Below are 22,285 nucleotides of genomic sequence, written 5' to 3'. Positions count from 1 at the left end.
TCACCATTTACTTTAAAGAGGTTTTATTAAGTGAGGAGTTTGTTAGCTACAGTTTTGGCGATTAGTGCTAGTACATCGGCATTACCTGCGATCGCAAATTCGATTGGTAATCCGATATCTAGTCAAATCTCAAAAAGCTCTACACCTGTCGAAAACATCGAGGGGTCTGGCTCTAATCAATTCACGCAACGCTCTACTAATATCGCTAAGCAGATTCCCACTAACGCGATCGGTCTAGTAATGGTGGATTTAGATCCTAAATCTTGGCAGATGTTAGCTACATCTCAAACAGCTGATCCTGTTGCAGCAATTGACAAACTATTGACCTCATTTGGTCAGCTTCCTCAAATCTCTATAGCTAAAGATATTCAACCTTGGTTAGGCAAAGAAGTAGCGATCACTTTCTTTAGTAATACGGACAACAAATTCGAGTTTACTTTTACAGCTTTATCGACCGTCGCTGATGACAAGAAGTTTGAGCTTTTTCTTAAAAAGTTAAAAAGTCTTGATTTGCCGAAACCCACTGAAACTCTATATCAAAATGTCAAAATCTTAGAATGGCAATTAGAAGAGGATTCCGTTGGGGACAAAAAACCAGTTCTTTCTCATAAATTGAACTCGCGAAATTCACTGCAATCTTTGCTGCGCCTAAAACAAAACACGCCGATAAATACTAAAGATCATGAAGAGGACTCCAATCCTGATGAAATTGAGCCAACTACCCCAAGCTTTCCCAATTTCAGTATTAAGCGATTTGCGATCGCCAAACTACCAAGTGGAATTGCTGTAATTTCGACTAATCGTCAAATGATTCAGAAAATCATTGATACATCTGCTGAGATGCCTGAGCAAAGGTTGCCATCTCTAGCAGATAATCCACTCTTTTTGCGATCTCTAAACAATCCTCTGTGGAATCGATCACTAATTGCTGGTTATGGCGATTTTAAAGAGCTAGGTAAAATTTCCGAACTTTTAGCTGCGGATTTACCAGAGACTTCAGAAATCCCAGGATTTAGCCGACAAGAATATATTGAAAGCTTGCAATATACGTTGTCTCAATACAGCAGTTTTGATCTCTTTACATGGGTAACACCCAAGGGTATTCGCAGTCAGAGTAATAGCTATTTTTCGGAAGTGAGATCACCTAGCCCCAAGGATACGGCAACTCGCGATCGCCTACTATCATACTTGCCGTCAAATGTTTATGGAGCAATTACTAGTCGCAATCTCAATCGTCAATGGCAATGGTTTGTTGAGGAGTCTAAAAAGCAATCAACCTACAAGATTCTTGTCGAAGGCGTGCGAATGATCACTCCATTGATTGTTGGTACTGGATTTGATCTCGATATTGAGAAAGATATCATCTCTTGGATCGACGGAGAATATGCAGTTGTGGTATTCCCTAGCGATCATTCACCTTTTCAAGAGATTGGCGTTGATCTGACCATAGGAGCGTTAATTCGCACATCGAAACCTGATGTGGCTAATGCAACTCTTGTCAAATTAACTAAACAACTCTCCAAATTAGGTGGAGATTTCATCCAAGTCAAAAAGCGCCAGATTGGAGCTACTGTTCTTACAAGCTTTGAGTTTCCCGATACGCGGGAAACTGGTAAAACTCAGAGCATTTTTGCCTATGGTTGGCGCGATCGCCAGACTTTAATGCTGACGTTAGGAGCGAATACAGCATCAGCTTTTGTGCCAATTCCCAAACCTGCTCTTGCTGAATCAGAGATGTTTCGCGACGCGATCGCAGACATGCCACAACCAAACTTTGGCTATTTTTATCTCAATGTTAATGCGATCGCCAAACAAGTCGCGACTTTGGGCTTTCTCTTGTTTGCACCGAATTCTGATATTCCACCAAGTCAAGACAAGTCATCGCAACCAGTGCTACCTGATGAGATCAAAAAAGTGATTGATCGATTAGGTGGCGCAGTTTTTGTCTACTCCGAAACTAGCGATCGCTTCCAATCTGATTTATTCTTTGGACTAAAACCATAGAGCGCTCAAACCCGAATCTATAAATTTTTTAAAATTGTTGCTTCGCAACAATTTTAAAAAATTTACAGTATTGCAGTTTTCATTTTGCCTACGGCAAAATGAAAACTCAAAACCATTACTAGGATTGTTTTTGGTTTTCAAATGAGTACGCACTCATTTGAAAACCCCAATAATACCAAAACACAAAAGTGTCGCCACACTTTTGTGTTTTGGTATTATTCGTCTGACAGAAAATTGCTGTAAGCCAAATTAGAGATGGCGTAACGCGCTATCTTCAATTAAAAGAATGCCAATGATTATAAATTTAAGCCATATAAATGGTAATTTTTATGATCCCTATAGTAATAATCGTTTAACAAATGTCTGATATATCAACTCAATTAAAAAAATTAGTAATTGCCAGTGGTAATGCTGGCAAAATAAAAGAGTTTCGTAATTATTTAGCTAACTTAGGTGTAACCCTGATTCTTAAACCTGACAGCATTGATGTCGAAGAAACGGGTGCAACTTTTATTGAGAACGCTCATCTTAAGGCTTCTCAAGTCGCGATCGCTACGGGAGAATGGGCGATCGCTGATGATTCAGGACTTGAAGTAATGGCGCTTAATGGCGCTCCAGGAGTACTTTCCGCAAGATACGCTGATACAGATAGCGATCGCATTAATCGGGTTTTATCTGAACTTAAGGATCAGGCTAATCGTGAAGCTCAGTTTGTTTGCGCGATCGCGATCGCCTCACCAGATGGTGCAATCGCAGCTGATGCAATTGGTCTATGCAAAGGTGCGATCGCCGATGCGCCCAGAGGGAGTGGTGGATTTGGATATGATCCAATTTTCTTAATACCAGAGTTTCAACAAACCTTTGGAGAAATTCCACCAGAAGTCAAAGCTAAAATTAGTCATCGCGCTAAGGCACTTGCCATATTGCGCGACAAACTACAGAATTTAACAAAATAGAGTGGAGGCAGTTCGTGCCGCCACTCTATTTTGCATTTTTATACCAATTCACCAAAGTGTGACGACACTTCTGGGCATTAAAAACCAAACGCAGTAACGGTTTTAAAACATAAAATGGCTACGTCATTTTGTGTTTTGGTATTAGAGCGTGTTTGAGAAGTCTCCAAGCGGACATAAATTTCTACTTTTACCCCCCTTAATCCCCCCTTGCAAAGGAGAGAAACTTAAATTCTCCCCCTTTGCAAGGGGGAGTTAGAGGGGGTAAAAAACTTTTCAAACACGCTCTTAAATACTATTCGAGGAACATTGCAGGTTGAGCTACATTATTTCTAGTAATAATATCAATCAGTTCTTGTTTAACTTCTTCAGCTTGCTCATTACCAATTTGACAAGTACCCGCATTAGCATGTCCACCGCCTTCATACCTCAACATCAACTCACCAATATTAATTGGACAGGTGCGATTGAGAACAGACTTACCAACAGCAAAAACAGAATTTTGCTGTTGCCTTCCCCACATTTGGTGAATAGAGATATTACACTCAGGATATAGGGCATAAATCATAAAGCGGTTGCCAGCATAAATCGTTTCTTCATTTTGCAAGTTAACTATAACCAGCTTATCGTGGACTTCTGCACAGCTCTGAATTTGTCTCTTGAATATCTCCTGTTGGACAAAAAACAGCTCCACGCGCTCCTTAACATTTGGAAGTTCCATGATCTCTTCAATAGTCATGCTGCGAAAAGCATCAACTAGCTCCATCATCAAGGCATAGTTAGAAATTGTAAACTCACGGAATCTTCCTAAACCCGTCCGAGAGTCCATCAAAAAGCTCAACAATACCCATTCTTTAGGATGCAAAATATCATCAATATCAAACTGTGCTGAATCGCATTTATCTACCGCTAGCATCATCGCCTGCGAAATCTGCGGAAATTTTAATTTGCCACCATAGTAGTTATAAACAACTCTTGCCGCTGATGGTGCTTCACCCTCGATAATATGATTTTCTGGAGTATCATAAATGCGCATCGTCTCACTCATATGGTGATCAAAGACTAAATATGCACCCTCGATATATGGCAAGTTAGTCAAAATATCGCGATCGCAGACCTCGACTTTCCCATCTTGCACATCTTTAGGATGAACGAATAGGATCTCATCGATCATATCTAGTTCTTTGAGCAATACAGCGCTGACTACACCGTCAAAATCACTACGAGTAATTAAGCGATATTTTTTGGTTGCGTCTGACATAATCTGATGCCTTAGATAATCTTACAAAACATTACTTATGATTCTGTCCATAACTATAACGCTTTGCGCTCAACCCCAAACCAATAAATTTTTAAAGGTATTGCTTCGCAACACCTTTAAAAATTTATTGGTTTGGGGTTGAATAATAACTGGTCTAAGCAGAAATTTTTTGCTGTAAGAATTCAGACACCTTGTCAAACTCAATCTCTAATTGATGCATCACTATATATAAGTTTTCGACATTACTAGCCTGACTATTTGACTTGCAAAGAAAGCTTAACTCTTTACAAATAGCCACAAGTCTATCGGCTCCTAAAGTCCCACTTCCACCTTTAAATGCATGATTTTCAAAGCTAAGTTTGGCAAAATCTAATTGCTCCAGTGCTTGTCGCATCATTGCGATCGCCTGCCCCGAATCTTTTAAGTAAGAATCAATAATCTTTGCGAGAGCCTGCTTACCTATACATTTCTCTAACATATTCATAGTTGACACATTGATTACAGCAAGCCCAGAGATAGAAACATCAAATTGCATATAAATACTAGATGGAGTAATAGATCGATCAATATCACTAATTTTAACTTTTGACGAATCAAGAACTTTTGTTAATGGCTTTAGATTTTGAGATAGCAAATCAGTCTTAGTTTGCTCCGCATCAGGTTTACCTAATTGTAAATGCTCGGAAACTCTTTGTAGGGTTAAAACTAAATCTTCAATTTGGAGAGGCTTGGTGAGGTAATCATTCATGCCCGCAGATAGAGAAGTTCCCGCAATTCTTTAAAGGCATTTGCTGACAGACCGATAATCCAAGGATCTCGATCTGGCATCTGGCGAATATGCTGACAAGCGGTCAATCCATCCATAATCGGCATTTGGATATCCATAAGGACTAAATCATAAGTTTGTCGCTTCAAAGCATTAACACCTTCCAAACCATTTACCACTGCATCTCGCTTGTTATTTAAATGGTTGTGAGCGGTTAGGCTCGAAGCCATTTAATACCGTAATTCTCAGAAAGACTGCCCTGTAATGCTTATAACCTCGTCAAAAAAATGTCCGAAGTATTGATCTCTTAGGCATAAAAAATAAGATGGGGCAAATCGCCCCATCTTATTTTTTATGCCCAATCATCCTGCCCTTCATCCTGAGCCATATAGACTTTGCCAACCTCATGGATTGCTCTAGTTTTGGTAAATAGTGCTTCTTCGGTTAACTGCCAATTATTCAGAACCTTAAGTAAATCAGCTTGAATATCTCTCGCCCCGACAAATCCTTTATAACGAACGATTAAACGCGCTAGATCAGCATAATCACGGTTACTAGGAGCGGATTGAGACAGTAAATCATTCACAATTTGACGATCTTTAGTGTACTGAGGATGTCTTTGATCTTTTACTTCTGCCATAAGAACTACAGCGCTTTGCGCTGAGATAAAAACCTAAAAAAATCACTGAGAGTATTGCAAAGCAGAACTCTCAATGATTTTTTGGGTTGGTCTGGTTTAAAAATTACTGTCTCAAAATCACTACTTCGTTACCAGTTACAGGAGTACGCGCAATCAAATGATTTTGGGCATCTGAGACAAATAGTTTCTTGAAATTGAGTGACTCCGATCGCGTTTGTAAATCTGTCACCAATTGAGTCTGTTGGCTTGGCTCCAAATTATACCAGCCATCATTAAGTGCCACAATCAAGCGTCCACGCTTAAAGTTGGTTTGCACAGAACCAAGCAGAGATTCGCCATATTGGTTAGCGACTTCTGAAACTTGGGTCTGAATCTTTGCGATCGCAATTTGTTCAGCATTTAAAGGGACATCACCACGCTCTGGCTTTACCAAGTCTTTATTAACAGCAGGTGGCTGCTTCTTAGCAGTAGTGATTGGTTTGTTAATCGGTGCTGGTGTTGCTGCAACTTTTTTAACATTTTGGCTGAGTGCGTGGGATGGCTTCAAAATGATCAGCAGTGAAAATAAAGTGACCAAAGCGATAGTACCAGCCCGCTTATCAAGAATACGCTTAACTTCATCGGACAGAGGAACCTGTACTGCAATCTCGCTAATTGAACGCCAAATTGGAGCAGTTGCGGTCACTGTCTTTTTCCAAGCATCATTTTCTTGGAGCTTTTCCCAAGAATTTACCAAAGAAGGAGTTGCCGCCGCCTTAGTCGAAGCCTTTTGCCAAACATTTGTCGCGATCGGATCAAGCTTGTCTACAGTCATTTGTAGAAACGACAAAATTTTCGGTGTAACTTGCTCTTTGACAAATTTCCAAGCAATACCAAATTCCTGCTTGACTTGGGATACTAGTGGAGAGTCGGCTTCGCTGGAGGCATTAAGCAAGCCCGCCGATTCACCCGTATCCAAAGTACTTTCTTGACCGTCAAGACTTTGTTTGAGTTTTGTTAAGGCGACAATTAGAGATGCGATCGCCTTAGCCGAAAAGCCCTTTCCTATATTTAAAGCTTTGTTTAGAGTAGGGTTGCTAGAAAGATTTTCTGAGCTTGGTGCTGCAATTGTCTCTCCACCTTCTTTTGTCGCCAATTCAGACTTGGTGAGCTTTGTTTGCAGGTTACTTAGTGCAGGCAGCAAACTTTTAATAAGTTTAAGTAATAGCGCTTGCAACTGCGGCTGTACTTTTGTCCAAGTTTGCCCAACTTGCTTAGAAACGCCCTCAATTACTTCTTTAGTTTTGTTTTCTGTCATTACTGCCTCCAGTCACAATTCACACGATTGCCATGAAAAGTATCACAAATTATGCTGTGAGATTAACATATCTTGAGCCATTTCTTAGTATTGCAGTGCTTTACGTTAAAAAGAAACACAATATTTTTGTTAAAAGTGCTGCTTTACAACACTTTTAACAAAAATATTGTGTTTCTTTAACAGCAAAATTCTACATTCCTATAGATAGATAGTTGCTATAGTTAGTGAAGCTTTATAACTTAGTTCTTGTTCTTGCTTTGATTATCGTTTTTACTAATACAAATATTACTTAAATATCATGCGTATTCTCGCTCTAGCTTGGGAGTTTCCACCACGCATCATTGGAGGAATTTCTCGTCACGTAGCAGAGCTATATCCTGAAATTGTTAAGCTCGGTCATGAGGTGCATTTAATCACTGTTGCCGTCGAACGTGGGGCATCAGTTGAGACCGTTGATGGAATTCATGTGTACCGTATTTTCGTTGGAGTCAATAATGACTTTTTCCAATGGGTTGTGCAAATGAATGCAAGTATGCTGAACTTTGCGAGAGAGTTCTTGTCAAATAATTCTATAGATTTAATCCATGCCCATGATTGGTTAGTAGAAGAATCCGCGATCGCGATTACTAACGAATTTCAGATCCCTCTAGTTACGACGATCCATGCAACTGAGTATGGAAGATGTAATGGGATTCATAACGATACTCAAAGATATATCCATCATAAAGAAATCCGCTTAACTCAGGCATCACAGCGAGTGATTGTTTGCTCTCAGTATATGCGTGGCGAATTGCAACGGGCGCTAGATTGTCCTGCCGAGAAAACTGATGTCGTCTATAACGGGCTGAGCGTTGAGCGTTGGCAAAATATTACAGCAGAGCATCAATATGATCTTGAAGCTCTAAAGGCGCAATACGCGAAGCCTGAAGAAGCAATCATCTACTTTGTTGGACGGATTACATACGAAAAAGGCATTTATATTTTGCTAAATGCCATGCCTAAGGTGATCGCGGCGATGAATGATCAAGTGCGTTTGGTGATTATCGGTACTGGCGATGCTTATTCGATCCTGCTCCAGCGTCAAGCATGGGATCTTGGTATTTATCACAAAGTTTTATTTACAGGCTTTATGGCAGACGCTGATTTTTGGAAATTTCAGAAGGTCGCTGACTGTGCAGTTTTTCCCAGCTTATACGAGCCATTTGGGATCGTTGCTCTTGAGAGTTTTGCTGCGAAAATTCCGCTTGTAGTTTCCGATACAGGCGGATTACCAGAAGTAGTTCGCCATCAAGTTACAGGCATAGTAACTCGCGTTAATGATGCTGATTCCTTAGCTGAGGGCATAATCGAGATCCTACACAATCCTGAACATGCAAAAACCTTAGTAAATAATGCTCAGGCAGATCTAAGAGAAAGCTTTGCTTGGGACAAGCTTGCTGAGCAAACTGAGGCTGTTTTTTTGAAGGTTAAAAGCTGAAGGTCACGCCTTTCAAGTTAAACAGCAGCAGTAATGACCAATGATTTCAATAATGAGGTTTTAAGTTGTGGGGAATTGCGTAAGCCTGATGGTGAAGGCAGAAAAGATAGAATTACTGTCAGCAAAGAGATCGAAACCATGCTACCGATAAAAAACTTGGCAAACCATAATTCGCTAGAATCGGGATTTGGATTCAAATTGTGAGAAGACATAATAATATTTTCGCTTTAAGTGTTATGTGAGTATGTGTAATTACAGACGAGTCAATTTACGAAAGGAGTTCCCCAAAAGCTCCAGTTTTCTTTATTAAATGGCGATCGCCATTTTTCAATTAAGCTTCGTTCAAGTTGTTGCCGTGGACGTGATGAGGAAGGAGCGTCCCACCAGAAGCTCATGACAACTTGTGTCTGAAGGTTGTGGGTATTATGCAAATCGCGGTAATTAAGGAGATACCGTTTGCAATCATGAATTCCTTTCCATCGCTTGTGAGATCTGCATGTCTCACCAATATACAATAGCACGGGTGATTGCAACTCTGTAGTGAGGTCGATCACAAAGTATATGCAAGCGTCGTCACTGCCACGACTGGGTAAACGATAGAACTCAGCAGGTTGAATGGGTAATGCAAAAGGATTAATCGCATGGGGATCGCAGTGAGTAGAAGGCAAGTCAAATAGAGAAGTTTGGACTGCGGGGATCATTGTAGTGATGGAACTCTGATACTTCGCTATCGCCTGTTTCCATACCTGTAATGACTGACTTCCCATTTCATAGCTCGCGCCACTGTCATAGAGTCGCGAATTTCTCTGTATACCTTCACTAAAAAGCGATCCCTGTTCATAGCTAGCCTCTGTAAGAGAACTTAATCCACTAGGCTCTATATTTTGGCTTGGAATGAGTTTATCTCTATTTTTACTGCTGTAAGGAGTGGGGCGATCGCTCATGATGATTGCTATAATTTTTTTTAACGGCTCTGAACACCGTCTAAAAAATTATAGTCAGATATTTTGCCAGAAGCTCTACCATCACAAATTATCAAAGGGCAACCTCTGACTGCACTCGCCCCAATGCAAGATGTCACCGATCTTGCGTTTATGCAAATGTTAAGCGAATATGGCTGTCCTGATTATTATGTGACAGAATACTTTCGAGTCTATGCTAATTCCAATATCGATAAAAAGATTCTTAGGTCAATCACTCTGAATACAACTGGTAGACCTGTATTTGCTCAGCTAATCGGCGAAAGTATTCCTGACATTTTAAGGATTGCCAAACAATTAGCCAACTATCCGATCGCGGGAATTGATCTTAATCTTGGCTGCCCTGCCCCGCGAGTTTATCGCAAAAATGTCGGTGGAGGCTTATTGCGTGAACCTGAAACTATTGAGCGCATTTTTGAAGCGCTACGATCGCAAATTTCGGGACTCTTTACAGTCAAAATGCGCGTGGGATTTGACTCGATTGATGATTTTGAAAAGCTATTGCAACTCATCAATCAATATCAAATTGATATGCTGAGCTTACATGGTCGCACAGTCAAAGAGTTGTATCGCGGTGAAGTACATTATGATCTAATCCGTCAGGCGGTGCAGACTGTGAATTGTCCTGTGTTAGCCAATGGCAATGTAACTTCTTACCTCAAAGCCGAACAGGTTCTACAAGAAACTGGGGCGGCAGGAGTGATGATTGGTAGATCTGCAATTCGTAATCCTTGGATTTTTCAACAAATTCGCGATCGCTTTGCAGGTAACCCAGTCCAAGTGATTACCCTTTCTGATGTGTATAAATATATTCAGCATCTATTTGCAATTACTTACCGAGATGATCTCAAAGAGAAATCCCACGTTAATTGTCTAAAAAAGTTTTTAAACTTTATCGGCACTGGCATCGATCCTGAAGGGCAGTTTCTAGCAGGAATGAGATTAGTGCAGTCAAAGCAAGAGCTTTTTGATTTGTGCGATCGCCATTTACTCGCTGAGCCTGACATCCCATTTGCGATCGATCCATACGAAAATCTGGTAGCTCGTCCTAGTTGTGAATCCTGTGAATAAGTATATGTTCTTACCGAAAAGCTCTTGGAAGTTATTAATTGGGTTTTGCTTAGCATTTTTGGCAATATTGAGCATTAATAATGCATCAGCAATAGCAAGCGATCGCACATTTCTGAATGTATCGCTAGATTTTGTCAATGAGTATAAATTACCAAAACAGAAGTTTGAGAATACTCCCATTGGTGGTTTGTCGGGACTGGCTTACGATCGCTATACTGATATTTTCTACGCAATTTCTGATGATCGTAGTGAATTTGCTCCTGCCAGATTTTATGCTCTCAAACTTAAGTTCAGTCCTCAAAAAGAACAGCCGAATCTTGAAAAAGTGGAAGTAATTGGCGTAGATTTCCTCAAAGACAAAACAGGAAACACCTATCCTAATGGTGAAGTTGATCCCGAAGGCATAGCATTAACAGGCGATCGTACAGTACTAATTTCCAGTGAAGGCGTAACTAGCAAAGGCATTCCTCCCTTTATTGATGAGTTCGACCTATTGACAGGTAAATGGATCAGAAGTTTGCCGATTCCTCAGCGCTATCTATTCGAGCCAAAAAAAGATCCAAATCCTAACAGGAGCGATATTTCTAAAGCAGAGCCACAAGGTGTAAGAGATAATCTTGGTTTTGAAGCGCTCACAATAATTCGTGATTCTATTGGTGATCCCTATCGTGTCTTTACAGTTACGGAAAATGCTCTTGCCCAAGATGCTCAATCCGATCAGCAACAACCATCTGAAAGCCGATTTTTGCATTACTTAGTTGGCAACATTGCGCCACTAATTGTTGCCGAGCATCGCTATCCTGTTGAAGCTATGACTCCTCCCGTCACTCAGATTGGGGTCAATGACATCGTAGCCCTTGATCGTGGCGGTCACTTTCTTACCCTTGAGCGTTCTAATGGCGGCAATGGACTTAGTGCAAAAATTTGGCAGATTTTTACAGGTGATGCCAATGATACTTCAGCCATCAAAAGTTTTCGGACTAGTCCCAATGTGCGATCAATCCGTAAAAAGCTAGTATTAGATTTAGCAACTCTTGGGATTAAATTAGATAATTTAGAAGGAATGGTGATCGGTCCCCGTTTAGCTGATGGTTCGCCAAGTCTCATTTTAGTAAGCGATGATAATTTTAGCGATAGTCAATTCACCCAATTCCTGCTGTTTCGCCTAAAGCGTATTTAGACTCAGAATCTAGTAATACCAATTCACAAAAGTGTGGCAACACTTTCGTGAATTAAAAACCAAACCCAGCAAGGGTTTTAAAAACACAAAATGGCGTAGCCATTTTGTGTTTTGGTATAAATCAGTAGTTACCGAAAAGGCTAAAAGCTGCAAATAGAAGCTCGTTTAAACGGACATACCTTTTGAGAAATTGGATTGTCGGAGATTCTAAAATCAGTCAAATTGGGCAAAATCGCTAAAGACTTAATATTACTAACTTGATTATTGGTGAGATCAAGTCCAATTAATTTAGTCAAACTTACCAGAGGGCTTACATCGCTAATTTTATTTTTGGCAAGATCGAGCCACTCCAAATTAGTTAGCCCAGTCACAAGCTTAACATCGTTGATTAGATTAGATCTAAGACCAAGGATAGTCAATTTAGGTAAGCCCGTTAAATTAACATTTCTAATTTTATTTTTGGAGAGGAGAAGCCTATTCAAATTAGTCAAGCCATCTAAATGAATCTGACTGATTTGATTGTCATCGATGAAAAGATCAGTCAATTTAGTCAAATTAGATAGAGTAACATCACTAATTTGATTCTGTATAAGACCTAGTGTGGCCAGGTTAGTCAGCGATGATAGAGGTTGAATATCTTTAATTTGATTGATAGAAAGATCAAGCGCAGTCAAATTAGTCAGATTTGCTAGTGGCTTAGTGTCAGTGATTTGATTGTTAATGAGATATAGCTCAGTTAAATTAGTCAAATTTGTTAGATGGCTAATATCACTGATTTGATTGCCAGAGAGCACGAGTCCATTTAGGTTTTTCAAACTAGCTAAAGGTCTGACATCGCTGATCTGATTACTACCTAGAACGAGGTATCTCAAATTAGTTAAACCTGCCAAAGGCTTAATATCAGTGATATTATTTTGATTAAATCCCAAATATTTCAGATTATTCAGGCTTTCTAAAGGTCTAAGATCACTAATTTGTTTCCCATAGAGTTGCAGTTCATCAAGACTATTAAGCTTGGAATTAGCCAACTTACAGTCTTTTGTGCCAGCTTTCTCTAGCAACACATCAATCGTCTTTCTCGTCTCGGTGAGAAGAGAGTCTTTTTGCAGACACCACTGCTTAAAGCTTTGCTTATTTGTCGGAACTGCCTCTGCTCGTAGAGTAGGAAATGATAGGAGAAGTGTGGCGACTAAAAGAACATTAGCGGTTAAAGAGATTTGCATCATAGGTTCCTGCTTTTTAGAATTTTATTGCTTCTGTGGAGATGTGTCTGCGATCGCTTATGAAAAGTAAGCTCAAGGATCGGCGTACATAGAAAGAATCTAAAAACTGCAAATAGACTCTGGTTGAACTGGACAGACCTTTTTACTAATATGATTTTGGCTAAGACCAAATTGAGTCATCTTAGCCAAAACCGCTAAAGGGCTAATATCACTGATTTGATTGCGATCGAGATAGAGTTCCGTCAAGTTCGTCAAGCTTGCTAGTGGTCTAATATCTCTAATTTTATTTTCGCCGAGACCGAGTTCAGTTAAGTTCGTCAAACTCGCTATAGGCTCCACGTCAACGATTTGATTGCGGCTAAGCCAAAGTATTTTCAGCTTTTTCAAACTCGATAGAGGCTTTAGATCACTAATTTGATTGTCAATGAGTTCAAGAACCGTCAGGTTAGTCAAACCTTCTAGAGGCTTCACGTCTTTAATGGGATTACCTGACAGAAAGAGTCCTTCTAACTTTGTCAAATCACCAAGAGGGGCGATATCGCTGATTTGATTGCCTTCAATACTGAGGTCAGACAAATTAGTCAAGCTTTCTAGTGGCTTTAGATCGCTAATTTGATTGTCTTTGAGATCGAGGTAAGTCAGGCTCGTCAAACTTGCTATGGGCGTAATGTCAGTGATTTGATTGTCTGTGAGGAAAAGTTTGGAAAGTTTGTTTAGTCTTAAATTAGCTAACTTGCATCGCTCCGTGCCAGCTTTATCAAGAAGTAACGCCACTGTTTTTCTAGTTTCTGCGGAAAGAGAATCTTTTTGCAGACACCACTGTTCAAAGCTTTGCTTATTTCTCGGAACTGCCTCTGCTTGTGGGGTTTGAAAAATTAGTAGGATTAGAGCAGAGATAACACTAAAGGTTAAAGACAATTTCATGTTGACTCCGTTTTGCTAAAATTTTACTACCTTTCCGAAAGGAAGTCTGTGATCGTGAACGGATGTTGATGTGATCTCTAACCAATCGAAATCAATAGAGAAATAAACTTCGCTTAGATGTTGCATACGCCTAATTTGCTGGAAAAACAATTAAGCTTAACTGTAGATTCAGTTATTTGGCTGGCTAAAAATGAGAAAGTAGAATGAATTAATCAGTGATTCAACTTCCCGAAAGATTTTATGCCAACCCACAAAAGTGTGACTACACTTTTGTGGGTTAAAGCTCAAACCCAGCAAGGGTTTTAAAAGCAAGAAGTGGCTACGCTACTTCTTGCTTTGGTATTAGGACTTGGCGAACTAGATAGAGGAAATTTTGCGATCGCCTAAAAAATATAGCTTACACAAACAAACCAAGAACTGAAGTTCTTGGTTTGTTTGTGTAAGCCAAAGCTTGATTAAATTAGTAGCTTGGGAGGAATGGATAGAAATAGAATTCCATTACTAGTCCAATGTTGCTTTTCAGGTAAAACTATACCAATAAGCCCAGCTTTTTTTAAAACTAAAACACCTTTAGCTTCTCCCCAGATCAGCATTTCTGCCCAAGTGGTTAGATCTGGTTCATGCCCAATAATTCCTAATGACGCTCTTGCAGGTTGTGGATGTTGAGCAAGCCATGCAGCTACCCGTTTGAGCCAATCTTCAAAACTGCCATCAGGGGCAAGTTCTGATAGCTGCTGCACAGGACATTCGCTAAAGATATTGGCAAAAATCTCCGAAGTCTGTTGAGCGCGGACTAAAGGACTAGTTTGCAAGAGATCAAACCGCAAACCTAAGTCATAGAGACGTTTGGCAACTTGCTTGGTTTTTTTGCGCCCTTCCTCAGTGAGAGGGCGTTGCGTATCATCTTCGTAATTCTCGCGATCCTCGGCTATCCCGTGGCGGATTAGATACAAACTAGGCATTGACTAACAAGCCCTCAACTAATACTTCCACTAGTCCTTCAAATAACGCCTTGCCATCAGTTCCACCCAACACTCCTTCCGCTGCACGTTCTGGATGAGGCATCATCCCAAGTACATTGCCTTGCTTGTTGCAGATTCCTGCAATATTGTCTAACGAACCATTGGGATTAGCTTCTTCATTAAGATTACCGATCGCATCGCAATAACGGAAAACAACCTGATTGTTGTCTTCAAGCTCTTTGAGGATATCAGCATCCGCAAAATAACAGCCTTCTCCATGGGCGATTGGTAAGGTAATAACTTGCTGTTTTTGATATTTCTGAGTGAAGGCTAAATCGTTGCGTTCAACTCTTAGAGGGGCGCGATCGCAAATAAAATGTAAATCTCGATTGCGAACTAAAGCGCCTTGCAATAATCCAGATTCAGTTAAAATCTGAAACCCGTTACAGATACCGAGTACATATTTGCCTTTTGCTGCATGTTCCTGTAGCGATCGCATCACGGGTGCAAATCTGGCGATCGCTCCACAGCGCAAATAATCACCATAGCTAAATCCCCCAGGCACGACGATTACATCGCAGTCACTAATATCGGTGTCTGTATGCCAAATTAGCCTTGTGGGCTGTTTCAAAATACCACTGGTAACGCTAGCAACATCGCGATCGCAATTGGAGCCAGGGAAAACGAGGATGCCAAATTTCATGCTTTTGACTCCTCAATAACTGTTAGCTCAAAGCGATAATTTTCAATTACTGGGTTTGCCAAAAGCTTATCGCAGGTTTCATTTAGCTTTTGAGATGCTTCGGCTTCATCTGCTGCATCTAGGATGATTTCGACATACTTGCCAATGCGGACTGAGTCAACGTGGTAGTCCATTTGTTTGAGTGCAGACTGGACAGCAGTACCTGCGGGATCGAGAACTGAGGGACGTAAGGTGACAAATATACGGGCTTGATACTTCATGCTTGCTGTGAAATGGTGAGATGCGATCGCCATATTTGCTATATGACTGACATCATCGATCATATAGCAAGATAAACCAGAAAAAGTTAAGTGCCTAGGTGCAAGATAACTTAAAAAGCACAGGTTAAGATCCCCGACTTTTTTGGTGAGTTTACAAATAGTCTTTGCTTGCTTAGAAAAAGTTGGGGATCTGTGTCTTTACAGGTCTAGGTTGTTAGGGGGAATGTCGGCGTTTTTATGTTAATTAAGAATGTTGGGTATGCGAGGACATTAGCTCTGCCGAAAGGTAATCTTTGCCTTTTGATGATTAGGCTATAGTATATTTTTATTTCTCATTACAGTGAGATCATCTATATGAGAGCAGTAGAAGTCACGGGTACAATTGATCGCGAAGGACATTTATTGCTGGATCAGCCTTTTGATGAGGACATATCTAGTCGTGTCCGTGTGATTGTGTTGTTTTCTGAACCAGTTCAGGAATTGGAAGATGATCCTGATGATACGCCTATTGAGGAGGTGAAGGCAAGTTTGAAAAGGGCTTTTCAGCAGGCTAAGGCGGGACAACGTATTCCTTTTGAAAAAATGTGGGACGGAATCGATGCTGAATGATAGTCCTTTAGTGCAAATTGATTTGTCGCCTGAGTACAAGCAGAACCTACGCACTTTATCAAAGCGATATCGTAACATTCGGTCAGATACTCAAGATGTTTTTGAGCAAATTCAGGCTGGTAATTTTGTGGGCGATCGCATTGCTGGTCTGGGTGAAAATTATATTGTGATTAAGGTCAGGGTAAAGAATAGCAATATCCAAAAGGGGAAAAGCGCGGGTTATCGTTTGGTCTATCAGGTTGAGTCTCCGACTAATGTACTTCTATTGACTATCTATTCAAAGAGCGATCACGATGATATAAGCTCTGCTGAAATTTTGAGTATTTTGGCTTCTATTTCTGGGGATGATGAATAATCTAAAGATATGGCAATTGAAGTTACAGAAGATTATCGAAGTTTGTTAGTGGCGGTGAAGCATCGGATTCGTGCTGCACAATATGAGGCTTTAAAGGCGGTTAATCGAGAGTTAATGGCGCTTTATTGGGATATTGGTGAGTTAATCGTTATTCGCCAAGAGAGGGCTGGTTGGGGTAAGTCAGTGGTGGAACAATTAGCTCAAGATTTGCAGATAGAATTTCATGGTATGGCTGGCTTTTCGGCGCGGAATATTTGGAATATGCGAAGTTTTTATGTAACCTATCGCACAAACGAAAAACTGCAACCATTGGTTGCAGAAATTGGCTGGACTCATAATTTGGTGATCTTGGAGAAGTGTAAAGACGATTTGCAGAGAGAGTTTTACATTCGCATGACCCAAAAATTTGGCTGGACAAAAAATGTGTTGATTCACCAAATTGAGAACAAGACCTACGAAAAGACTTTGCTGAATCAAACAAATTTTGATCGCAGTTTGTTCCATCAAAATTTGTCAGAGGAGATGCGCGATCGCGCTAAGCTTGCGGTTAAGGATGCTTACACATTTGATTTTCTGGAATTAGCGGATGAACATAGTGAACGCGAACTTGAGAAGGCGATTTTGACAAGAGTGGAACCATTTTTGCGAGAGCTGGGTGGGATGTTTACTTTTGTGGGTAGTCAATATCGTCTAGAGATTAGTGATGAGGAGTATTTTATTGATTTGTTGTTGTATCACCGTGGGCTGAAGTGTTTGGTGGCGGTTGAGTTAAAAATTGGGAAGTTTTTGCCTGAATATGTGGGGAAGATGCAGTTCTATTTGGCAGCTTTGGACGATCGCGTGAGGTTGGAGGGTGAGAATGCGGCGATTGGGATTATTCTTTGTAAGTCAAAGGATCGCACGATTGTGGAGTATGCGTTGCGGCAATCGAATCAGGCGATCGGGGTTGCCACTTATCAAATTGTGTCGTCTTTGCCGTTGGAGTTGCAGGGACATTTGCCAGCTCCAGAGCAGGTGGCTAGGTTGTTAGGGGGAATGTAGGCTTTTCTATTTTAATGAGAATGTTGACTTTGCCATACCCAATAACCAGAAACCTGTCATCCATGCATAGAGAGGCTTTGCGCCGATGGGTAGCAGTGAAGCACCGACAGCAAGGGTATTCTATCTTCTATTTCTGATGATGAGTAGGTGATCACTACAAATTGATGTACACTGATGTCGATATTAAAACAAATTCCTTTCATTAGAAAAGTATGCAAATAAAAGAATATACAAATGGCATTCTTAAAGCAGTTGTTACACCTATTGATGTGATTCACTATTTAGATAATTATAGTGAATTTCAGCTTTCTACGAGAGTTTCTAGTTTGATTAAGGAATTTCCAAATTTTCTTGATGAAGATTATTGGTACTTGGTGGTCGGTTCTAAGAATTCCCCACAGGAAAGCGAAATCCCAACTGAGTTTAACTGGCAAATTTCTGTCGCAGATGTTGTTTTACAGGAAATTGTGCTAGAAGGATGTATTGAGCTTGTAGATACAAATGCAATTCTTTCTTAACATATAAAATTACAGTTGTAGTTAATGCATTTGTCGCTGGACTCGTTTTACTAGATTCTAATAAATCTCTCGACAATGCTACAGCCAAAGCCATCTACTCTATGTTCACAACACATCTATCGTTTACCGTCTCTAACAAAAGCCAACCTGCCCAGAATAGTAAAGTCTGACAATGAAGGACTCAACTTTGCTGGGGCAGAAAAAATATTGTATGAAAGGTAGTAAAAAGTGTCCAAACAATCTCTCATAATTAGTGTAATTACTGTGGCGGTGGGTTTAGTACTATTACTTGTCTTTCCCCCAACTCAGGATAGAATAGATGTAGCAAGATTACTTCAGTCATTGTTTTATTTACTCCAACACCTACATAGATAATAACCCTCAATTGGTTTGGTTTATTAATTATCTCTTGCAAGAATTAGAGTCTCTTCTAAGGGAGCATGTCACTTTTGCAAAAAGCGAGAAAAAGGAGGGAAAATAGAATAATTTAGAGGCCAGTAAAAGCATGACACCAGAACAAGCCGAGAAATTACAAGAACATGTGCAGGAGATCGCCAAAATACTTTACGCAAATACCGAACTAGAAGCGCTAAAGACATTTTCAGGGATCGAACAAGCCGTGCGAGAACAGATGCAACAGCATGTGATGCCCGAAGTAGGAATTTTTTTGTCTCAACAAGTACAGGAACAACAGAAGGATGAGAACGCAAGCTCAAAAGCATCCTTGGAGAAATAACTGTAACCACTCAACAAGCAGAGCAACTGGGAATTAAGGCACATACTCGTCTGAGTCCATATCTGGAAATATGTTGTTTGCGAGTCAGTGCAAATAGCTCCTATGAACACACCGAAGCAGATGTGACAATGTTTACAGGAATTCGAGTCCCAGCCAAGACCCAACAGCGTTTAGTCCATCGACAAACCTTTGAATTACCCCAAGCAGAGCAAGAGATTAACGAACTGAGTGCAGATGGCGGTAAGATCCGCATCAGAACACCTCTGGGGGAAGAATGTCGATGGCTAGACTATAAAGGAGTGAGATTGCATGAGTTTGCTACTGGAGCTTGCTTTCAGGACAATCAGCAGTTAGTCGATTGGGTACGCCAGCAACCCTTGAGTACGCCAATAACTTGTTTAGGGGATGGACATGATGGAGTATGGAATTTGATTAAGCCCATCGCTACTGAAGAGCAACGACGTGAAATTCTCGATTGGTATCATCTGATGGAGAATCTAGAAAAAGTTGGTGGTTCAATACGTCGCTTAAACGATGCGAGAGCTTTACTTTGGAAAGGTAATGTTGATGATACTATTACTCTTATTGAACAGTGTAAACGCAGGCAGGCTGTTAATTTCTGTGCCTATCTCCGAAAACATAGACACCGTATTGTCAATTATGATTACTATCAGAGTGAGCAGATTTGTTCTATCGGTTCAGGAGCAGTTGAATCTGCGGTAAAGCAGATTGACCGTCGCACTAAAATCTCTGGTGCTCAGTGGAACAAAGATAATGTCCCTCAGGTGCTTGCACATCGTTGTGCTTATCTCAATGGTTTATTGGCTTTCTAGACTATCCCAAAAAAGTGACATGCTCCCCTCTTCTAAAGCCTTAAATATTAGCTCAAGTAGCAAGTTAAAATATACAATTTGTTTTACAAATACAAACCAGAAAAGACCTTTGGAGAGTGATGGCTCATGAAATTATAGACTTTTAAATCAAGTAAACGTTATTAGTAATCTGAATTGAAATTAAAAAGGGAAAGTATTTAAATGAGGATTTTCAAATTTATTGCAATTACTGTGATCACTGTTATTATCTGTGTTGTAATAGGAAATATATATCTAAAACAGTCAGCATCACTCACAGCAATCTGGGATAAGTTTATTCCTAAAGGTGAACAATCTATCTCTATACAAGCATTGCAACCTAAGCGAGCAGATAAACTATTCACTGGTTTCGTTTATATTCCTATTATAGATTACAAGAAAGAAGATGATAATAAGACTATTAAGGGCGTATGCTCTCGTGAATATACCGTTGACATTGGTTATAACGACACGCTGAAATTATTTGATCAATATCATGGGGCAGCTTGTAAGAATGATTTTCAAGCCATGCCAAGCCCAACAATTATTGGAAGTGACTTTGTTGAGGCTGAAGAGAAAGGAGATTATAGTAAAACAGATTGTGACTCTTTTGATACTAAAACACCAACAACGCGGAAGAAAAGTGATATCGAAATTCTTGTAAAATTAAATGAAGATGGGCAATGGAATGGAATTGCAGAAAACAGTAAAAAGATTCTGACTCGCTATCTGCGTATTTATTGTTCAGAGCCAGTATCAAAATAATTAATGATATACTCAATCAATTAACACACCAATTTTTTATAAAAAATCATGAAATGGATAAATCTCTTTGTTCTTTTGAATATCAGTATCTTATTTGTTGAAGGATGCCAATTTCAATTTTCAGAAATAAAAGAGAAGCAGATAGAGCAAAAAATCTTGGCAAAAATCAAGCAAGATAACACTGAAATTGCTAATTTAGAAGCAAGCTATAGCATTAACTACGTCAATTTCAATCAGAATAAGAGTTGGTTTGGGAAAAATAATTTCTATATCCGAAATGATGTTGCGACAGTTTTCTATGGATATTCATTAAAAGATGCTGATATTAAAGTTGTCACAGAAAACAATCGAGGAGTACTTCGAGTAAAACTCTCTCCACCAAAGCAAGTTGGTAGTATGAGCCGTTACATTGTGCCAAATGAGAGTAACAATCCGAACTATATTCCTCTAGACGAGAAAGGGCAAAAAGCTGATGTTGAAAAGTATATTAAAGAACGTCTTGATAAAACGATCAAGACGTATGAAGAAAAAGCGATTAATAGTACACGCACAATGTCCGAACTATACTTTCAAAATATTGCTGATCGCTTCGGCTTAAAATTAGAGTTAGAATTCAGCCCTACAAGAGGTACGGGAGAGGAGAAAACTGATGATAAAACACAAAATAAATCTTAAAGTATCTCTTTAATTTTTATGACTTTGGTTTGCGTAATCCCGCTTTTACCGAGTCCTATAACCTCTTGCTTTTCACATATCACCAAAAACTTTTATGCAAAATGACATTCGCTAGAAACAACGCTTTTACAACTATCAAAAAGCACTCATTCAGCTTGCCAAATTTATTGAAATTTATCCTACCTTTGACGGTTTTTCTTTGCTATCAAGCCAAGATCTCCGACTTTTTCTCTACTATCACAGACAATCTATAAAATCACAAAAAAAGTCGGAGATCTGAACCTTTATCCAAAGCCAAGATCTCCGACTTTTTCTTTGCTATCACAGACAACCTATAAAATCACAATAAAAGTCGGAGATCTGAACTCTTAAACCTCTACTCGTCTAGCATCAACGCTTGAACTTGAGGCAAAAGGGGCAGAGTATCTCCTTCCAAAAAAGATTGATATTGCATCTCCGAATCAAAAAGTGAGCGAATCATTTCTAATTTGGGTAGAGTGCCACATCTTACACCTGCATATTCACAATAGCTGGAAAACTCCCATTTTTGAGCGTTCTCGACTAATCCTGCCTTAACTGGATTAAGGTGAATATAACGCACCAGATGAACCAAATATTCATCAGAATCTACCAATGCAGCTTTATACTTTCCTTGAAATAGAGCGCCAACTCGATTAAACCGTTTATTAATCCCTTTCGTATAAGCTAGAGAAGCGATCTGCATTGCCTTTGAAAGACTAGCTCTATCACATTTAACTAAAAAATGATAATGATTAGGCTTTAGACAGTAGGCTAAAACCACGATGTTTTGAGAAACCAAATATTGACGAATTAACCTTAAAAAATGCAAATAATTTTCTCTTTCAAAAAATATTGCTTGGTAATTGTTCCCCCGATTATAAACGTGGTAATAATGCTCTTGCATAGAGTTTCGTTGAAAGATATAGCATGTCTAGATTGTAGATTATCTAGATAGCCAAGATCTCCGACTTTTTCTTTGATATCACAACTAACCTTCAAAATCACAAAAAAAG

Annotated in this window: 24 protein-coding genes and 1 pseudogene; 12 read left to right on the top strand and 13 right to left on the bottom strand. The window is 39.7% G+C overall.

Annotated features, from left to right (window positions below; all coding sequences use genetic code 11):
• Positions 1–30: 30 nt before the first annotated feature.
• Both PseudUWO311_RS08625 and rdgB read left to right on the top strand, forming a co-directional pair.
• On the top strand, positions 31–2,004 hold the full coding sequence (locus tag PseudUWO311_RS08625; RefSeq protein ID WP_142654786.1) for a DUF3352 domain-containing protein: 1,974 nt from the start codon (positions 31–33) through the stop codon (positions 2,002–2,004).
• A 359-nt stretch (positions 2,005–2,363) separates the two neighbouring features.
• A complete protein-coding gene (gene rdgB / locus PseudUWO311_RS08620; RefSeq protein ID WP_142654785.1) occupies positions 2,364–2,960 on the top strand; it encodes an RdgB/HAM1 family non-canonical purine NTP pyrophosphatase in 597 nt (198 codons plus the stop codon).
• Positions 2,961–3,252: 292 nt separating this feature from the next.
• Here rdgB and PseudUWO311_RS08615 read toward each other — a convergent pair whose 3' ends face one another.
• The 5 genes from PseudUWO311_RS08615 to PseudUWO311_RS08595 all read right to left on the bottom strand — a co-directional run bounded on the left by PseudUWO311_RS08615 (position 3,253) and on the right by PseudUWO311_RS08595 (position 6,921).
• Positions 3,253–4,218, bottom strand: a complete 966-nt coding sequence (locus tag PseudUWO311_RS08615; protein WP_142654784.1) for an exopolyphosphatase — start codon at positions 4,216–4,218, stop codon at positions 3,253–3,255.
• 154 nt (positions 4,219–4,372) lie between these two features.
• Positions 4,373–4,966: an Hpt domain-containing protein gene (locus PseudUWO311_RS08610; RefSeq protein ID WP_142654783.1), complete on the bottom strand. Its 594-nt coding sequence runs from the start codon at positions 4,964–4,966 to the stop codon at positions 4,373–4,375.
• Positions 4,963–5,214 (bottom strand): response regulator, encoded by a 252-nt coding sequence (locus PseudUWO311_RS08605; RefSeq protein ID WP_142654782.1) that lies wholly within the window; start codon positions 5,212–5,214, stop codon positions 4,963–4,965. The genes PseudUWO311_RS08610 and PseudUWO311_RS08605 overlap by 4 nt, the downstream gene beginning before the upstream one ends.
• A gap of 122 nt (positions 5,215–5,336) precedes the next feature.
• Entirely contained in the window at positions 5,337–5,624 is a 288-nt protein-coding gene (locus PseudUWO311_RS08600; protein ID WP_142654781.1) for a DUF3288 family protein, read from the bottom strand.
• A 103-nt stretch (positions 5,625–5,727) separates the two neighbouring features.
• Entirely contained in the window at positions 5,728–6,921 is a 1,194-nt protein-coding gene (locus PseudUWO311_RS08595; RefSeq protein ID WP_142654780.1) for a hypothetical protein, read from the bottom strand.
• Positions 6,922–7,219: 298 nt separating this feature from the next.
• Here PseudUWO311_RS08595 and PseudUWO311_RS08590 point away from each other — a divergent pair, with 298 nt between their 5' ends.
• Positions 7,220–8,398, top strand: coding sequence for a glycosyltransferase family 4 protein (locus PseudUWO311_RS08590; protein ID WP_142654779.1), 1,179 nt, complete (start codon positions 7,220–7,222; stop codon positions 8,396–8,398).
• A 17-nt stretch (positions 8,399–8,415) separates the two neighbouring features.
• On the opposite strand, the gene PseudUWO311_RS08585 is transcribed toward PseudUWO311_RS08590, so the two are convergent.
• A complete protein-coding gene (locus tag PseudUWO311_RS08585; RefSeq protein ID WP_142654778.1) occupies positions 8,416–8,610 on the bottom strand; it encodes a hypothetical protein in 195 nt (64 codons plus the stop codon).
• A 51-nt stretch (positions 8,611–8,661) separates the two neighbouring features.
• Entirely contained in the window at positions 8,662–9,342 is a 681-nt protein-coding gene (locus PseudUWO311_RS08580) for a GIY-YIG nuclease family protein (protein ID WP_142654777.1), read from the bottom strand.
• 123 nt (positions 9,343–9,465) lie between these two features.
• Between PseudUWO311_RS08580 and PseudUWO311_RS08575 the strand changes: the two genes are divergently transcribed.
• Together PseudUWO311_RS08575 and PseudUWO311_RS08570 are read left to right on the top strand one after the other, a co-directional pair.
• Entirely contained in the window at positions 9,466–10,449 is a 984-nt protein-coding gene (locus PseudUWO311_RS08575; RefSeq protein WP_142654926.1) for a tRNA dihydrouridine synthase, read from the top strand.
• Between the two features lie 4 nt (positions 10,450–10,453).
• Positions 10,454–11,629: an esterase-like activity of phytase family protein gene (locus PseudUWO311_RS08570; RefSeq protein ID WP_142654776.1), complete on the top strand. Its 1,176-nt coding sequence runs from the start codon at positions 10,454–10,456 to the stop codon at positions 11,627–11,629.
• Between the two features lie 140 nt (positions 11,630–11,769).
• On the opposite strand, the gene PseudUWO311_RS08565 is transcribed toward PseudUWO311_RS08570, so the two are convergent.
• From PseudUWO311_RS08565 to purS, 5 genes are all read right to left on the bottom strand, one after another.
• Positions 11,770–12,855: a leucine-rich repeat domain-containing protein gene (locus PseudUWO311_RS08565; protein ID WP_223807506.1), complete on the bottom strand. Its 1,086-nt coding sequence runs from the start codon at positions 12,853–12,855 to the stop codon at positions 11,770–11,772.
• Positions 12,856–12,951: 96 nt separating this feature from the next.
• Entirely contained in the window at positions 12,952–13,776 is an 825-nt protein-coding gene (locus PseudUWO311_RS08560) for a leucine-rich repeat domain-containing protein (protein ID WP_142654775.1), read from the bottom strand.
• A gap of 455 nt (positions 13,777–14,231) precedes the next feature.
• Positions 14,232–14,738, bottom strand: a complete 507-nt coding sequence (sixA, locus tag PseudUWO311_RS08555; RefSeq protein ID WP_142654774.1) for a phosphohistidine phosphatase SixA — start codon at positions 14,736–14,738, stop codon at positions 14,232–14,234.
• Positions 14,731–15,441 (bottom strand): phosphoribosylformylglycinamidine synthase subunit PurQ, encoded by a 711-nt coding sequence (gene purQ / locus PseudUWO311_RS08550; protein WP_142654773.1) that lies wholly within the window; start codon positions 15,439–15,441, stop codon positions 14,731–14,733. The genes sixA and purQ overlap by 8 nt, the downstream gene beginning before the upstream one ends.
• Positions 15,438–15,701, bottom strand: coding sequence for a phosphoribosylformylglycinamidine synthase subunit PurS (gene purS / locus PseudUWO311_RS08545; protein ID WP_142654924.1), 264 nt, complete (start codon positions 15,699–15,701; stop codon positions 15,438–15,440). The genes purQ and purS overlap by 4 nt, the downstream gene beginning before the upstream one ends.
• 354 nt (positions 15,702–16,055) lie before the next feature.
• On the opposite strand from purS, the gene PseudUWO311_RS08540 reads away from it, so the two are divergent.
• The 7 genes and pseudogenes from PseudUWO311_RS08540 to PseudUWO311_RS08510 all read left to right on the top strand — a co-directional run bounded on the left by PseudUWO311_RS08540 (position 16,056) and on the right by PseudUWO311_RS08510 (position 21,251).
• Positions 16,056–16,310, top strand: coding sequence for a hypothetical protein (locus PseudUWO311_RS08540; RefSeq protein ID WP_142654772.1), 255 nt, complete (start codon positions 16,056–16,058; stop codon positions 16,308–16,310).
• A complete protein-coding gene (locus PseudUWO311_RS08535) occupies positions 16,300–16,665 on the top strand; it encodes a type II toxin-antitoxin system RelE family toxin (RefSeq protein WP_142654771.1) in 366 nt (121 codons plus the stop codon). Before PseudUWO311_RS08540 ends, PseudUWO311_RS08535 begins: the two co-directional genes overlap by 11 nt.
• 9 nt (positions 16,666–16,674) lie before the next feature.
• A complete protein-coding gene (locus PseudUWO311_RS08530) occupies positions 16,675–17,706 on the top strand; it encodes a YhcG family protein (protein ID WP_142654770.1) in 1,032 nt (343 codons plus the stop codon).
• Between the two features lie 212 nt (positions 17,707–17,918).
• Entirely contained in the window at positions 17,919–18,224 is a 306-nt protein-coding gene (locus tag PseudUWO311_RS08525) for a hypothetical protein (protein ID WP_142654769.1), read from the top strand.
• A 505-nt stretch (positions 18,225–18,729) separates the two neighbouring features.
• Positions 18,730–19,793 (top strand): annotated as a pseudogene (locus tag PseudUWO311_RS08520) (ISKra4 family transposase).
• Between the two features lie 201 nt (positions 19,794–19,994).
• Positions 19,995–20,576, top strand: coding sequence for a hypothetical protein (locus PseudUWO311_RS08515; RefSeq protein ID WP_142654768.1), 582 nt, complete (start codon positions 19,995–19,997; stop codon positions 20,574–20,576).
• A gap of 48 nt (positions 20,577–20,624) precedes the next feature.
• Entirely contained in the window at positions 20,625–21,251 is a 627-nt protein-coding gene (locus PseudUWO311_RS08510) for a hypothetical protein (RefSeq protein ID WP_142654767.1), read from the top strand.
• A gap of 376 nt (positions 21,252–21,627) precedes the next feature.
• Here PseudUWO311_RS08510 and PseudUWO311_RS08505 read toward each other — a convergent pair whose 3' ends face one another.
• Positions 21,628–22,176 (bottom strand): transposase, encoded by a 549-nt coding sequence (locus PseudUWO311_RS08505; RefSeq protein ID WP_190303437.1) that lies wholly within the window; start codon positions 22,174–22,176, stop codon positions 21,628–21,630.
• Positions 22,177–22,285: the final 109 nt, after the last annotated feature.

The sequence above is a fragment of the Pseudanabaena sp. UWO311 genome (assembly GCF_006937785.1).
Classification (GTDB): domain Bacteria; phylum Cyanobacteriota; class Cyanobacteriia; order Pseudanabaenales; family Pseudanabaenaceae; genus Pseudanabaena.
Note: the sequence above shows the minus strand (reverse complement) of the source record. Positions and strands in the feature narration are given on the sequence as shown.

Bases quoted from the DNA above. Each gene is read 5' to 3' on its own strand.
- PseudUWO311_RS08560 (WP_142654775.1), bottom strand. From the start codon at position 13,776: ATGAAATTGTCTTTAACCTTTAGTGTTATCTCTGCTCTAATCCTACTA.
- PseudUWO311_RS08605 (WP_142654782.1), bottom strand. From the start codon at position 5,214: ATGGCTTCGAGCCTAACCGCTCACAACCATTTAAATAACAAGCGAGAT.
- PseudUWO311_RS08615 (WP_142654784.1), bottom strand. From the start codon at position 4,218: ATGTCAGACGCAACCAAAAAATATCGCTTAATTACTCGTAGTGATTTT.
- PseudUWO311_RS08510 (WP_142654767.1), top strand. From the start codon at position 20,625: ATGAAATGGATAAATCTCTTTGTTCTTTTGAATATCAGTATCTTATTT.
- PseudUWO311_RS08580 (WP_142654777.1), bottom strand. From the start codon at position 9,342: ATGAGCGATCGCCCCACTCCTTACAGCAGTAAAAATAGAGATAAACTC.
- PseudUWO311_RS08595 (WP_142654780.1), bottom strand. From the start codon at position 6,921: ATGACAGAAAACAAAACTAAAGAAGTAATTGAGGGCGTTTCTAAGCAA.
- PseudUWO311_RS08585 (WP_142654778.1), bottom strand. From the start codon at position 8,610: ATGTCTTCTCACAATTTGAATCCAAATCCCGATTCTAGCGAATTATGG.
- PseudUWO311_RS08570 (WP_142654776.1), top strand. From the start codon at position 10,454: ATGTTCTTACCGAAAAGCTCTTGGAAGTTATTAATTGGGTTTTGCTTA.
- PseudUWO311_RS08505 (WP_190303437.1), bottom strand. From the start codon at position 22,176: ATGCAAGAGCATTATTACCACGTTTATAATCGGGGGAACAATTACCAA.
- PseudUWO311_RS08535 (WP_142654771.1), top strand. From the start codon at position 16,300: ATGCTGAATGATAGTCCTTTAGTGCAAATTGATTTGTCGCCTGAGTAC.
- PseudUWO311_RS08575 (WP_142654926.1), top strand. From the start codon at position 9,466: ATGCAAGATGTCACCGATCTTGCGTTTATGCAAATGTTAAGCGAATAT.
- PseudUWO311_RS08600 (WP_142654781.1), bottom strand. From the start codon at position 5,624: ATGGCAGAAGTAAAAGATCAAAGACATCCTCAGTACACTAAAGATCGT.
- PseudUWO311_RS08590 (WP_142654779.1), top strand. From the start codon at position 7,220: ATGCGTATTCTCGCTCTAGCTTGGGAGTTTCCACCACGCATCATTGGA.
- purS (WP_142654924.1), bottom strand. From the start codon at position 15,701: ATGAAGTATCAAGCCCGTATATTTGTCACCTTACGTCCCTCAGTTCTC.
- PseudUWO311_RS08565 (WP_223807506.1), bottom strand. From the start codon at position 12,855: ATGATGCAAATCTCTTTAACCGCTAATGTTCTTTTAGTCGCCACACTT.
- PseudUWO311_RS08530 (WP_142654770.1), top strand. From the start codon at position 16,675: ATGGCAATTGAAGTTACAGAAGATTATCGAAGTTTGTTAGTGGCGGTG.
- PseudUWO311_RS08540 (WP_142654772.1), top strand. From the start codon at position 16,056: ATGAGAGCAGTAGAAGTCACGGGTACAATTGATCGCGAAGGACATTTA.
- PseudUWO311_RS08610 (WP_142654783.1), bottom strand. From the start codon at position 4,966: ATGAATGATTACCTCACCAAGCCTCTCCAAATTGAAGATTTAGTTTTA.
- rdgB (WP_142654785.1), top strand. From the start codon at position 2,364: ATGTCTGATATATCAACTCAATTAAAAAAATTAGTAATTGCCAGTGGT.
- PseudUWO311_RS08525 (WP_142654769.1), top strand. From the start codon at position 17,919: ATGCAAATAAAAGAATATACAAATGGCATTCTTAAAGCAGTTGTTACA.
- PseudUWO311_RS08515 (WP_142654768.1), top strand. From the start codon at position 19,995: ATGAGGATTTTCAAATTTATTGCAATTACTGTGATCACTGTTATTATC.
- purQ (WP_142654773.1), bottom strand. From the start codon at position 15,441: ATGAAATTTGGCATCCTCGTTTTCCCTGGCTCCAATTGCGATCGCGAT.
- sixA (WP_142654774.1), bottom strand. From the start codon at position 14,738: ATGCCTAGTTTGTATCTAATCCGCCACGGGATAGCCGAGGATCGCGAG.